This is a genomic window from Lysinibacillus sp. NPDC097231, assembly GCF_044761885.1.
Classification (GTDB): domain Bacteria; phylum Bacillota; class Bacilli; order Bacillales_A; family Planococcaceae; genus Lysinibacillus.
Genome location: NZ_JBIWDH010000059.1, coordinates 1 through 13,176, shown reverse-complemented (window position 1 = coordinate 13,176; position 13,176 = coordinate 1). Strand labels below are relative to the sequence as shown.

9 protein-coding genes are annotated in these 13,176 nt (G+C 35.5%); 7 read left to right on the top strand and 2 right to left on the bottom strand.

Going from position 1 to position 13,176, the window contains the following annotated elements:
• The first annotated feature begins 379 nt into the window (after nucleotides 1-379).
• The 6 genes from ACIQXF_RS22360 (at nucleotide 380) to ACIQXF_RS22335 (ending at nucleotide 9,647) form a co-directional block, all read left to right on the top strand.
• Nucleotides 380-1,573, top strand: coding sequence for an ornithine--oxo-acid transaminase (locus ACIQXF_RS22360; protein WP_402787903.1), 1,194 nt, complete (start codon nucleotides 380-382; stop codon nucleotides 1,571-1,573).
• Nucleotides 1,574-1,656: 83 nt separating this feature from the next.
• Nucleotides 1,657-2,901: a Glu/Leu/Phe/Val family dehydrogenase gene (locus ACIQXF_RS22355; protein WP_402787901.1), complete on the top strand. Its 1,245-nt coding sequence runs from the start codon at nucleotides 1,657-1,659 to the stop codon at nucleotides 2,899-2,901.
• 434 nt (nucleotides 2,902-3,335) lie between these two features.
• Nucleotides 3,336-6,389 carry an ATP-binding protein gene (locus ACIQXF_RS22350; protein ID WP_402787898.1) on the top strand — a complete coding sequence of 1,018 codons (3,054 nt, stop codon included), beginning with the start codon at nucleotides 3,336-3,338 and terminating at the stop codon, nucleotides 6,387-6,389.
• Complete coding sequence (locus ACIQXF_RS22345) at nucleotides 6,386-7,492, top strand: response regulator (RefSeq protein WP_402787895.1); 1,107 nt, start codon at nucleotides 6,386-6,388, stop codon at nucleotides 7,490-7,492. The genes ACIQXF_RS22350 and ACIQXF_RS22345 overlap by 4 nt, the downstream gene beginning before the upstream one ends.
• Before the next feature lie 68 nt (nucleotides 7,493-7,560).
• Entirely contained in the window at nucleotides 7,561-8,724 is a 1,164-nt protein-coding gene (locus ACIQXF_RS22340) for an iron-containing alcohol dehydrogenase (RefSeq protein ID WP_402787892.1), read from the top strand.
• 185 nt (nucleotides 8,725-8,909) lie between these two features.
• Nucleotides 8,910-9,647, top strand: a complete 738-nt coding sequence (locus ACIQXF_RS22335; RefSeq protein ID WP_402787889.1) for a hypothetical protein — start codon at nucleotides 8,910-8,912, stop codon at nucleotides 9,645-9,647.
• 313 nt (nucleotides 9,648-9,960) lie between these two features.
• On the opposite strand, the gene ACIQXF_RS22330 is transcribed toward ACIQXF_RS22335, so the two are convergent.
• Both ACIQXF_RS22330 and ACIQXF_RS22325 read right to left on the bottom strand, forming a co-directional pair.
• On the bottom strand, nucleotides 9,961-10,941 hold the full coding sequence (locus ACIQXF_RS22330; protein WP_402787887.1) for a cation diffusion facilitator family transporter: 981 nt from the start codon (nucleotides 10,939-10,941) through the stop codon (nucleotides 9,961-9,963).
• A 15-nt stretch (nucleotides 10,942-10,956) separates the two neighbouring features.
• On the bottom strand, nucleotides 10,957-11,679 hold the full coding sequence (locus ACIQXF_RS22325) for an MgtC/SapB family protein (protein ID WP_402787884.1): 723 nt from the start codon (nucleotides 11,677-11,679) through the stop codon (nucleotides 10,957-10,959).
• 306 nt (nucleotides 11,680-11,985) lie between these two features.
• On the opposite strand from ACIQXF_RS22325, the gene ACIQXF_RS22320 reads away from it, so the two are divergent.
• The gene (locus ACIQXF_RS22320; protein WP_402787881.1) at nucleotides 11,986-12,885 is read left to right on the top strand and encodes a DMT family transporter; all 900 of its coding nucleotides are present in this window, start codon (nucleotides 11,986-11,988) and stop codon (nucleotides 12,883-12,885) included.
• Nucleotides 12,886-13,176 lie beyond the last annotated feature (291 nt).

Genomic DNA, 13,176 nt, shown 5'->3' with positions numbered 1-13,176 from the left:
GTGGTTTCAACATGTCAGGTACAGACTCAAAAGCTGGTGGCCCTGACTACCTACAACTTCATATGCAAGCAAAAACAACTTCAGAAATGCTTTAAGAGTAGTGGAGGATTCCACTTTGAATGATAGGGCTGTTCCATAAGTAATTATAGAAACATTTTTGAAAAGAATCTGCGAGACTCCTTCGAGGATGAACGTTAGTAAGATTAGGTAGACGCTAACATGGGGTGACTTACCGAGGAGAAGCCGAGCAGATTCTTGTATTTTCTTTCTTTTAAAATGCTGATGAATAAAAATTGTTTCTATTAAATTCACTTATAGAAGAACATAGTCCCTTTCTTCCATAGATTTTCATCATGAAGAAGTAAGGAGAGAATATTAAATGACAAAAACACAATTAGTTATTGAACAAACTCAAAATTATGGTGCTGCAAACTATCATCCACTGCCAATTGTAATTTCAGAGGCTGAGGGTGCTTGGGTTATAGATCCAGAAGGTAACAAATACTTAGATATGTTATCAGCTTATTCTGCTGTAAATCAGGGACATCGTCATCCAAAAATTATCGCTGCATTAAAAGAACAAGCGGATAAAGTAACGTTAACTTCTCGTGCATTCTATAGCGAAAACCTTGGTGAATGGTATGAGCTTGTTGGGAAATTAACAAACAAACAAATGGTGTTACCAATGAATACAGGTGCAGAAGCGGTAGAAACTGCATTTAAAGCTGCTCGTCGTTGGGCATACGATGTAAAAGGTGTAGAAGATGGTAAGGCAGAGATTATTGCATGTAACGGTAACTTCCATGGTCGCACAATGCTTGCTGTATCTTTATCATCTGATGAAGAATATCGTCGTGGCTTCGGTCCTATGTTACCAAATATTAAACTAGTAGATTACGGTAACTTAGAAGCATTAAAAGCAGCAATTACGCCTAACACTGCAGCATTTTTAATCGAACCAATTCAAGGGGAAGCTGGTATCGTTATTCCGCCGGAGGGCTTCTTAAAGGCAGCTCGTGAGCTATGCCGTGAAAACAATGTATTATTCATTGCAGATGAAATTCAAGCTGGTTTAGCACGTACAGGGAAAATGTTCGCATGTGATTGGGAAGAGGTAGAGCCTGATATGTACATCCTAGGTAAAGCTTTAGGCGGTGGTGTATTCCCGATTTCTTGTGTAGCTGCAAACCGTGATATCTTAGGAGTCTTTAATCCAGGATCACATGGTTCAACTTTCGGTGGTAATCCTTTAGCATGTGCTGTTTCTATTGCATCAATTAAAGTATTACTAGATGAAAAATTAGCAGAGCGTTCTCATCAGCTAGGTGAATACTTCAAAGGTAAATTAAAAGCAATTAACAACCCAGTTATCAAGGAAGTTCGAGGTCGTGGCTTGTTTATCGGTATGGAATTAACAGAGGCAGCCCGTCCATACTGTGAAAAACTAAAAGAATTAGGCTTATTATGTAAAGAAACACATGATACAGTTATTCGTTTTGCACCGCCACTTGTGATCTCGCAAGAAGATTTAGATTGGTCAATCGAACAAATTGAAAAAGTATTTAAAGTTTAACAAAATGTTCACATTTTAATTCGGAAGTATGTTACAATGATGCCGATATACTATCATTAAAAAAAACAAAGAGGCGATTTAATATGTCTGAAAACTTAAACCTGTTCACATCAACTCAAGATGTCATTCAAGATGCTTTAAATAAACTTGGCTATGACGAAGCAATGTATGAATTATTAAAAGAACCACTTCGTATGCTGCAAGTACGCATCCCAGTGAAAATGGATGATGGTACAACGAAAGTATTTACTGGTTATCGTGCACAACATAATGATGCTGTAGGACCTACTAAAGGTGGGGTTCGTTTCCACCCGCAAGTATCTGAGGAAGAAGTTAAAGCGCTTTCAATGTGGATGACATTGAAATGTGGTATTGTCGATCTTCCATACGGTGGTGGTAAAGGCGGTGTCATTTGTGACCCACGTCAAATGTCTATGGGCGAAATCGAGCGCTTAAGTCGTGGTTATGTACGCGCGGTGAGTCAAATCGTAGGACCAACAAAAGATATTCCTGCACCAGACGTATTTACAAATGCACAAATTATGGCTTGGATGATGGATGAATACAGTCGTATGGACGAATTCAACTCACCAGGTTTCATCACAGGTAAACCACTAGTACTTGGTGGTTCTCAAGGTCGTGACCGTGCAACTGCACAAGGTGTAACAATCGTTATCGAAGAAGCAGCGAAAAAACGTGGCATTGATATTAAAGGTGCACGCGTTGTTATTCAAGGCTTCGGAAATGCAGGTAGCTTCCTTGCAAAATTCATGCATGATTTAGGTGCAAAGGTAATTGGTATTTCAGATGCTTATGGTGCACTTCATGATCCTGAAGGTTTAGATATCGACTACTTATTAGATCGTCGTGATAGCTTTGGTACGGTAACAACATTATTCGAAAACACAATTTCAAACAAAGAATTACTAGAGCTTGATTGTGATATTTTAGTGCCAGCTGCTATTGAAAACCAAATTACTGCTGACAATGCACATAACATTAAAGCAAACATCGTAGTAGAAGCAGCGAATGGTCCAACAACTACTGAAGCAACTAAAATTTTAACAGAGCGTGGCATTTTACTTGTACCAGACGTATTAGCATCTGCTGGTGGCGTTACAGTATCTTACTTCGAATGGGTACAAAATAACCAAGGTTATTACTGGACAGAAGAAGAAGTTGAAGAGCGTTTATACAAAAAAATGGTTGAAGCGTTTGACAATGTTTATACTACTGCAACAAACCGTAATATTAACATGCGCTTAGCAGCCTATATGGTAGGTGTTCGCCGCACTGCAGAAGCTTCACGCTTCCGTGGATGGGTTTAATAAAATAGATAAATACAAAACGAGTCATTCCTAAGTAATTAGGAGGACTCGTTTTTTTCTGTGGGTGATTCTTTTTTATTTGTATAAATAAGGTGTTGAAGCCGTTGCTCTAAAAGCATCTTTTTTTCTTTCCGCTCTTTGCGTAATTGGAACATGCGCAAAAGTATTATTCCTCCGATGATAACGATACAACAACTACTAATTATTATAAACATAAGCAAAATTCCTTTATATTATGTACTGTCTCTACTATACAATGACTACCTAAACAAAATCTGAACATAGGATAGAACTGATGAAGTGACGGATAGAAGCCCATAACTGGGTGGCGTTACTAAAAAAAGAAGCTCTTTGTTCAGATTTTGTTCATACATACTATGATAAAATGTAAGCGTACGTAGCAGGGCAAGTCAAAAATAATAGGAGACATGATAATGAAAAAAAATATTTTGATTATCTTAAGTATTATCATGCTGTTTGCACTTGTCTTTTACCTTGGAAATGGGCATTATTTCTCTTCTGACCAGCCTCAGATTGTAGAAAATGGCGCTGTTAATCTTGATGTTGATCAATTGTCGAAGCCTATAAAATTGAAGGGTAAGTGGTCCTTTTATCCAAATGTTTTGATAGCACCATGGGAATCGTTGGATTCCTATAAAAATAAACGTATAACCATTAATGTTCCAGAAGATTTGCATGATTATATGCAGCCAAATGAAGAAGGCATCTCAATGGGAACTTATCATATCAAAGTAAAGGTGCCTGTTGAAGGTCAATATGGTTTATATATTCGGACTATACGGCAATCAAATCGCATTTTTATTAATGGTGTGGAAGTGGGGGCAAAGGGCAATCCGAGTACAACAATAGAAGATTATCGAACTGAAAATGATGATAAATATACTGTTTTTGCACGAAGTGATCATAAAGAACTCGATATTGTTATACAAGTTGCTAATTTTCATTATCCGCAGGCAGGAATTATTTATCCTATTGAATTTGGATCAATGGAAGCTATCCAACATCATTATCGATTAAAAGTTTTGGCGGATGCTTTTATTAGTATTGGATATATTATATTTGGCATTTTTTATATTATATTTTATGGACAAAAACGTAGAAGCAAGGAAGAACTGTTTTTTGGATTATTTGCGATATTATTAGGATTCTATATGTCCTTTATAAATCAAAAAGTTTTCTTCCTATTAATGCCACCAATTCTTACTATCGATCAAATTCGATTGCAGCTAGGTATTTTACCGTTGGTGCTTATTTGCTTAACACTTTTTATTTATTATATGTATCCGCAATTAACAAAAAAGAAAATCATTTACTTGATTATATTTTTATTAGGTATCGTTTTTGTTGTTTATGGTATTTATAATCCATTTACCAAGAATCATAGAGCTACTTCAGAAGAGGCAGTCATAAATAGGCAATTAGCTTATATAGCCCTTACGGCGCCGGTTGTATTGTTTAATGTGTGGATTCTTATTCGGGTGATGTTGAAACGATTAGAGGGAGCGCGTTATATTTTAATTGTTTTGGCGGCTATCTGCTGTTATGCCATTTTATTAGTTATTAATTTCCTAACAGATATGCCATTTGATTATAGTGAAATTGTGTTGTTTTTACTTGTATTAATAGGCTTTACATCACTATTAAACTATCGTGCGAATGTAGCGTTTTTGAGGATTCAAGCATTATCAGAAGAATTAATTACACACAACCAAATGAAGGACGAATTTTTACTCAAGACTTCACATGAATTGCGTACACCATTAAATGGAATTTTAAATCTATCTAGATCTTTAATGGAAGGTGCTCAGGGGCCATTGAAGCGTGCTCAACAGGAGCAAGTGATTTTAATTCATAATGTAGCGCAGCGTTTAGGTTATTTAGTGGAAGATTTGTTGTTTTCATCCAATCACATGACAGGTGAGGTACGTGTTTCACCACGAGCAGTGCGAGTAAATGTAATAAATGAAGTGGTAGAGGAAATACGAAGTGTCATGTCAAGGAATAGTAATGTCCGAATAATAACGGAGGTAGACTTGGCATTGCCTGCCATGCTAACAGATGAATTACGCTTTAAGCAGGTGCTTTATAATCTATTGCACAATGCGATCCAGCATACAGAAGTTGGCGAAATTGTAGTCACAGCACATACTCATAATCGACAAATGGTCATTCAAGTAAGTGATACGGGCTTAGGTATTCCTCCACAGGATATAGAACATCTATTTAATGCCTTTTATCAAGTAAGGGGAAATCACAAAAAGGAAGGGCTTGGTTTAGGATTAAGTATTGCTAAAAATATTGTTGAAAAGTTAAATGGGGTAATTCAAGTAACAAGCTCGCTAGGAGAAGGAACGACATTTACATTTACAATGCCGTTAGCAATAGATGAACAAGTAAATAATGAACATTTAGGTGCAATTGTTACACATACATCTACCGAAGTTCTACAGCTTGATTTACCGTTGTTCTATAAAGGTAATGATAAAAAAATCCTTATTGTAGATGATGATCATATCAATATAAAGGTTTTAGCTGACATATTAGCTTTAAAGGGCTATACAGTGATTGGTGTAGATAATGGTTTTGATTGTGTCAACTACATTAAATCAAATCAAGTGGATTGTATGCTAATCGACTTAATGATGGATGGTATGTCGGGTTATGAATTATGTAAGCAAGTGCGCAAGCAATATGACATGTTAGAACTTCCAATCATTGTTTTGACTGCTATTATGAAGCATTCTGATTTAGTGCAAACCTTGCAGGTAGGAGCCAATGATTATTTACAAAAACCTGTAGCAATGGATGAATTGCTTTTACGAATAGAATCTTTATTAGCAGTTCGGCAATCATCATTAGATGCAATTGAAGTTGAGATGAATTATTTATATTCACAAGTGACGCCTCATTTTATCTATAATACGCTCAATACAATTATTGGTTTGAGCTATTCTGATATGGATAATACAAGGGAAGCATTATACTGCTTAGCAACATACTTCCGTGCAAAGCTCAATGTGCACTATCGCAACAGCATGATATTGATTGAAGAAGAAATAGAGCTTGTAAAAGCATATCTTTATATTGAAAAAATGCGGTTTGGTGATCGATTAACTATCAAATATGATATTGATGAATCTATACAACTTATGATTCCAGCGTTATCACTACAGCCATTAGTTGAAAATGCCGTTTTTCATGGTATTTCCAAAAAGCCAGAGGGTGGTACAATTGAGGTAAGTATCCAGCGAGAGGGACAATTTGTTCGGATTAAAATACATGATAATGGAGTAGGTATACCCGCTAAAAAGTTACAACAATTAATTAATGAAGAAAGTTCGCGCATTGGTTTTTCAAATCCGCTAAAAAAATTTAAATTAATGAAAAATGCGAGTTTTCGTTTATACAGTGAGGAAGGGAAGGGGACAACTATTCTAATACTATTACCGGAGGGTGATGGAGCATGAATATTATTATCATAGATGATGAAAAAATGGCTATTGATGTTTTACGTTTCAAGTTAAATCGACTTACTCAATTTCAGATTTCGATTAAGGGAACATTTACAAATGCAAACGATGCACTGATTTTTCTTGAAAAAGAATCTATTGATATCGTTTTTTTAGATATAGAAATGATTGATGTGCATGGTTTACAGGTGGCAAGACAATTAACAAGAAAACCATCTACACAAATAATATTTGTTACAGCACATGCTCAATTTGCAGCGGATGCATTTGATATAGAGGCAACAGACTATTTGTTAAAACCTGTTCATGAGAAGCGGCTTATTAAGGCGTTAGTAAAAGCACAACAAAAGTTGCAATTACAAGGAGATGTATTAAAAGAGAAAAAGGCACATCTCTTATATGCCCATACATTAGGTAGCTTTTATTTACTAGATGCTCAGCATACGGTGATGAAATGGCGTACAAGGAAAGTACGTGAGCTTTTTTTATATCTTTGGTTCCACCAAAAAAAACCTATTTTAAATGTTGTTATAATAGAGGAGCTATGGTCAGATTTAGAATTTGAGAAGGCAGCTAGTAATTTACATACGTCTATTTATCAATTAAGGAAGCTTTTAAAGGAACAAGGTATTAAAGATCCAATTCAATTAGTCAATAATCATTACCAATTAAATGTGGAAATTGATAGTGATTATGATGAACTTATTCATTTGCTAGAACTGCAAAGGCATGATGAACCATCTATTCAACAGCTTTTAAATTGCTACGAGGGTGATTTTTTAGCAGAAGAGGAGTATCCCTGGGCAATTCAAACACAACTCCGTTTAAAGCAAGGTGTATTGCATGTGCTTGAAATGTATATTACAAATACTGCCTCTATTAACCTGTTGTTAAAATTAAACTGCTTACAAAAAATGCTAGAGCTAGATGAATTTAATGAAAACTATATGTTTTTACTACTGGAATTTTTGATCGAACAAAACAAAAAACAAGATTGTGTAAAATGCTATGAAGGTATACAAGAGAAATTATTCGAAATTGGTATTTCTGTACCAGAGAGAATTTTTAGCATCTATAATGACTACATGATTCGTGTTTAGGATCAACTTAAATCTTTGCTTTCTTCAATATAAATATGAGAAAATCCAACTAGAGGGGGGCGAATTGAATGGATTCATTTACATTTTATAACCCAGTGAAATTACATTTTGGTGAGGATGCACTGGAGAAGTTACCTAAAGAGTTAGCGCAATATGGTAAAAAGGTGTTAGTAGTATACGGAGGAGGCAGCATTAAGAAAAATGGTGTATATAATGCTGTTATTGAAAAATTACATGAAGCGGATAAAACTATATTTGAATTGAGTGGAGTAGAGCCAAATCCACGTGTAGAAACGGCAAGACTTGGGATTAATATTTGCAAAAAGGAAGCAATTGATCTTGTGTTAGCTGTTGGTGGTGGTTCTGTAATTGACTGTTCAAAATTAATAGTAGCTGGTGCAAAGTATGATGGCGATGCTTGGGATATTGTAAAACGCAAAGTATTTGTAGCGGACGCTTTACCGTTAGGAACGGTATTAACGCTAGCTGCAACAGGTTCCGAAATGAACTCTGGGTCTGTTATTACTAATGCGGCTACAGAAGAAAAGCTAAGCTTTGGTAGCCCTGCTGTTTTCCCTAAATTTTCAATCTTAAATCCCGCGTATACTGTGACTGTACCAAGAAACCATACAGTATACGGTATCGTTGATATGATGTCGCATGTATTTGAACAATATTTCCATAATACAACGAATACTCCAATTACGGATGAAATGTGCGAAGGTGTATTACGAGCAGTCATTACTACAGCACCGAAATTACTAGAAGATTTAGGGAATATCCAATTGCGTGAAACGATTTTATTAGTAGGAACAATTGGGTTAAATGGATTCTTATCAATTGGCTCCCGTGGAGATTGGGCGTCACATAATATTGAGCATGCTGTATCCGCAGTGTACGATATTCCACATGCGGGTGGTTTAGCAATTTTACAACCTCGTTGGATGCGTCTAAGTGTACCGGTGAACCCAGAGCGCTTTGCAGGCATTGCAACACGAGTATTTGGCGTGGATGCGACTGGAAAGACGTCAGAAGAAGTTGCCTATGAAGGAATTGATCGTTTATCAACATTCTGGACTTCATTAGGTGCTCCAAATCGTCTTGGGGATTATGACATAGATGATGCAAAGTTCAATCAAATTGTTGAACATGCTATGCAAAATGGACCGTTTGGAAACTTCAATAAATTACAGGAAGAAGATGTCCGTACTATTTTGCAAAACTCCCTTTAATATTGAGAATGGATATGAGGCTACGTGTTTGTAGTCTCATATTTTTTTGTGAAAAATTAAGGAAAGTTAACTATATAAATGTTTAAATTTGTCGTATTCACTCGCTAAATGTAGGATTGTTCAGAATTTGTTCAGCTAAGTTTATTAAAATAGAACAATATAAACAAAGATTGGAGAGGGAGAAAATGTTGAAACAATTGCTAGAAGACCGTATTGTCACATTGCGTTGCATAGAAACACCATTTCAGGGGCATGTGTATAAAATGCAAAATTTTGTAGAAGTATTGGGGATTGAAGCGAAATCACTGCAAATTGAAAATGACCGAATTGTTGCGGGTTACATCGTTGATCAGAGTATAATTTTTAAAAGTTTACGCTTTGGTCAAACGAATATTACCATTACAGATGGTGTAAATAAAGCAATTGTACAATTATTTGTACGTCCTTCTGGTGAAATTGTAGTAGAAGTGAAGCCTTATTTAGGGGATGCTGAAATTGTGATAGTTTATTATCGAACAATTTTAGCAGATACAGCTATCGCAATTGATTTAAAAGGTGCTTTAAAACATTATTTGGTGGCTCATCAAATGATGAATGAAGAAGATTCAATTGCAGAGGTGCATTACCAATCCATGCATCCTAATGTATTAAAAGATTCTTATGCTGGTAATTTTATTTTAGGATGCCATGCTGACGGAAGAGAGATTACAAATGCAGAAGAATATGCATTAGCTAATCGTTTGGCAACTTTAAAATTCTCAAAAATAGTTATTCAGCAGCAAGGAGTAAAAAAGATTATCGCAATAAAAATGTTATTAACTTTTATGATTACAAACCATGTTTTTGTAAGTAAAGAAGAAATACCAGATTGCATAAATGAAGAAACAATTAATCGAAAACAGAGTCATCTAGTACCGGTATGAAAAATAGCCAACTGCCTGAAATATGGCAATTGGCTATTTTTCATTTATTTTGAAATTTATAGGATAGGGTTTTGACGATATTATTGCTTTAAATTTGAGTTTATCCCACATAAATGGGCATTAAGATTCCCACTTCAAGATTTAAGTGAAGCAAAAAATATAAGCGGGAGCGGGAGATCGACTGCCCGTAAAAGCCCGATTGAGGCCAACATGATGTTGGTCACACAAGCGTTTCCGCAGGATGCGGAGTACTTAGCTTGTGTTCCTCTACAACAATTAGTGGGGATGAGAAAAATCCACACTGATTGAAGTTTCACTTTATTGGTCTTTGGCCGACATGCACCCAATCTAATCTGCCGTTATCTTCATCAAATAAAATAGCTACTTTTGAAACACCCTTCTGACTTATAATAATCTCTGTTAAATGATCACGTACATCATCTAAATAAGCGAGTGATAAACTTGCATCTGCTTCGGCAACTAGTTCTACATGTAAAAATTCGCCTTCTTTAATGACCTCTAAGCGCACAATATCTTTAATGTTCGGATCATCCATAACAAGGTGAGCAACATGGTTGAGCATTTCTTCGTCTGTTTCGCCGATGACTCCACGTGCATTATCGAGGAACACTTTAGCAACTACATAGAACATCATACAACCAATAATCATTGAAACAAGTCCTTCTATTCTTGCCCAGCCAGTAAAGTGTGCAATTAATATAGCACAGGAGGCCAACACATTACCACCTGTAGCAACTAAGTCTTCCATAAATACTAATTTCGTTGCTGGTTTAGCACGATTTAAATGGGCAAAAGCTTTAGGAATGGCAGTGATGATACCTGCTTTTTCATGTCCTGCTTCATGTAAAATCTCTACAGCAGCTTTAGCAAGGACGGATCCCTCTAATATAATCCCGATTAATAATACACCAAGTGCAATGAGCATTCCTTTAGATACCCCTGTTGGATTCATAAAATGATGCCAGCCTTCTTTTATAGTTTCATAAGAGAGAATGGCAACAATGATAACAGCAAAAAGACAAACCAGATTTACTATTCGCCCAAAGCCTGAAGGGAATTGTTTCGTCGGAGCTTTTTTTGAAAGTGCTGAGCCGATATAAACAAATAATTGGTTTGCTGCATCCCCTAAAGAGTGCATCATTTCAGCGAACATGGCAACATTACCTGTAAAGAAAAAGGCTATACCTTTAATTATTCCTAAAAAGGCATTAACACCTGCCGCCAAAAGTGAGGGTTTATTGCCGTCTTTTAATAGTTTCAATATTTCTGCCATAGAAGAATCCTCCAGCTAGTTTAAAATTTCCATTTCAATTTTTTCTATATATGATAAGGCTCGCAATGAACGGTAAAATGACAGCAAGTTATCAGAGACAATTAATGATAAGCGTAAATCTAATTCGTGTAAAACATTATCATTATTTAGAGGAACATCCTTAATGCGAATGTTTTCAATTATAATATTGTTCTCTTTTAGAAATTGTAAAAAGGATTCAGTATTTTCATCATTGTTAATTTGAACTTTCAATGATATTTCTCTCATGCGAATTCGTTTTGGCCCTATTTTCATTAGGAATGGTGATAGAACCTCAATTCCGAAGACAATGATAATAACAGCTAAAGTCGCGTCCATATAGAAGCCCGCCCCAACTGCAATTCCAATTCCGGCAGCTCCCCAAATCATTGCAGCAGTTGTTAAACCTGAAATACTATCATTTCCACGTCTTAAAATAACCCCTGCTCCAAGAAATCCAATTCCACTAACAATCTGGGCAGCCAAGCGAAGCGGATCCATAGTAATATTGACTTCAGATCTTGGGGGTGTTGAGTATGCGGTTTCAATTGAAATTATGGTTAATAAACAGCTGAATGTAGCGATGACTAAGCTTGTTTTTAATCCTACGGGCTTCTTTTTTAATTCTCTTTCAATACCGATTACTAAACTTAATGTGGCTGCAATAACTAATTTTATGCCAACTTCATATGTAATCATGTTTTCTAATAATGTATCCATACGCAACCCTCCACAGATATTTCGTATTGCTTAGAGATATGCAAGCTGTCATTATTGTATGTGCATTACTTTTTTTGTATTGTACATCACGAAAGTAGTGATGTATAAGTATTTTTTTACCTTCTTTCAACAGACAAATATCTACTGAACTAGAGGAACCCAGGTTAAGAACTCCACATCCTGTGAAAACGCCTGAGGGACCAACATCGTGTTGTTGCTGTCGCTACGCTTTCGCACAAAAAACATTTGCAGGCCTAAGCACAAAGCCGAATCCGGACTCATTTTAATTGATTGGAGGTGGATTTTATGGAGAAGCCAAAAATACATCCATACATCCCTATTTTTATTGGCGTTATTTCTGTATCTTTGTCTGCCATATTTGTAAAATTAGCAAATGCAGAAGCTGGCGTTATTGCATTTTACCGAATGCTGTTTTCAGTTTTGATCATGGCACCATTGTTTTTCTTGAAATACACTAAAGAGTTAAAACAATTATTGAGAAGGGATTGGATATTCTCATCAATTGCGGGGATTTTCTTAGCATTTCATTTTATTCTATGGTTTGAATCACTGAATTACACATCTGTAGCAAGTTCTACAGTTTTAGTTACATTACAGCCGTTGTTTGCATTTGTCGGTACATATTTTTTCTTTAAAGAGAAGATTACTTTAAAAACCATTTTTGCAGGAGCAACTGCCATTGTCGGAAGTGTTTTAATTAGTTGGGGAGATTTTAAACTTAGTGGCAATGCATTTTACGGAGATTTGCTTGCTCTTATTGCGTGTGTACTCATAACAGCATACTTATTATTCGGACAGGATGTACGTAAAAGATTATCTCTGATAACTTACACGATGATTGTTTACGTTGTTAGTACAATTACGTTATTTTTATATGTTCTTATAAAGGGTGAATCTTTTGGCCCTTATTCTACTATGGATTGGCTCTGGTTTATTTTATTAGCGATAGTTCCTAATTTATTTGGCCATACTCTATTTAATTGGTCTATCAAATATGTTAGTACAAATGTAGTTTCTGTTGCGATATTATTTGAACCGATTGGTGCAGCTATTTTAGCTTTTCTAATTTTTAAAGAGTATTTAATAGCTACACAAATTATTGGTGGATTAATTGTTATAATAGGAATTCTCTTGTTCGTAGTCGATGAGAAAAAGATTTTAAAGTTTTTTTCTAAAAAAGCTTGATTTTTATTTTGCTATATTATATATTATTACTTGTCCTTAACAAGAAGGAACACTTGATAAAAAGATTTTAAAAAAGTTGTTGACTTCTTGTTGAATACAAGTTATGATAATAAAGTCGCTGAAAACAAGTGACAAAACATGAACCTTGAAAACTGAACAAGCAAAACGTAATCAATAAAGTTTTTAGTAGCTAACTTTGAGTTAGTGAACGAAACAAATTTTGGACATCATAAAGATGCCAGCAAAACAATTTGAGCTAATCAAATTTCTTTTATGGAGAGTTTGATCCTG

Bases quoted from the DNA above. Each gene is read 5' to 3' on its own strand.
- ACIQXF_RS22360 (WP_402787903.1), top strand. From the start codon at position 380: ATGACAAAAACACAATTAGTTATTGAACAAACTCAAAATTATGGTGCT.
- ACIQXF_RS22355 (WP_402787901.1), top strand. From the start codon at position 1,657: ATGTCTGAAAACTTAAACCTGTTCACATCAACTCAAGATGTCATTCAA.
- ACIQXF_RS22350 (WP_402787898.1), top strand. From the start codon at position 3,336: ATGAAAAAAAATATTTTGATTATCTTAAGTATTATCATGCTGTTTGCA.
- ACIQXF_RS22345 (WP_402787895.1), top strand. From the start codon at position 6,386: ATGAATATTATTATCATAGATGATGAAAAAATGGCTATTGATGTTTTA.
- ACIQXF_RS22340 (WP_402787892.1), top strand. From the start codon at position 7,561: ATGGATTCATTTACATTTTATAACCCAGTGAAATTACATTTTGGTGAG.
- ACIQXF_RS22335 (WP_402787889.1), top strand. From the start codon at position 8,910: ATGTTGAAACAATTGCTAGAAGACCGTATTGTCACATTGCGTTGCATA.
- ACIQXF_RS22330 (WP_402787887.1), bottom strand. From the start codon at position 10,941: ATGGCAGAAATATTGAAACTATTAAAAGACGGCAATAAACCCTCACTT.
- ACIQXF_RS22325 (WP_402787884.1), bottom strand. From the start codon at position 11,679: ATGGATACATTATTAGAAAACATGATTACATATGAAGTTGGCATAAAA.
- ACIQXF_RS22320 (WP_402787881.1), top strand. From the start codon at position 11,986: ATGGAGAAGCCAAAAATACATCCATACATCCCTATTTTTATTGGCGTT.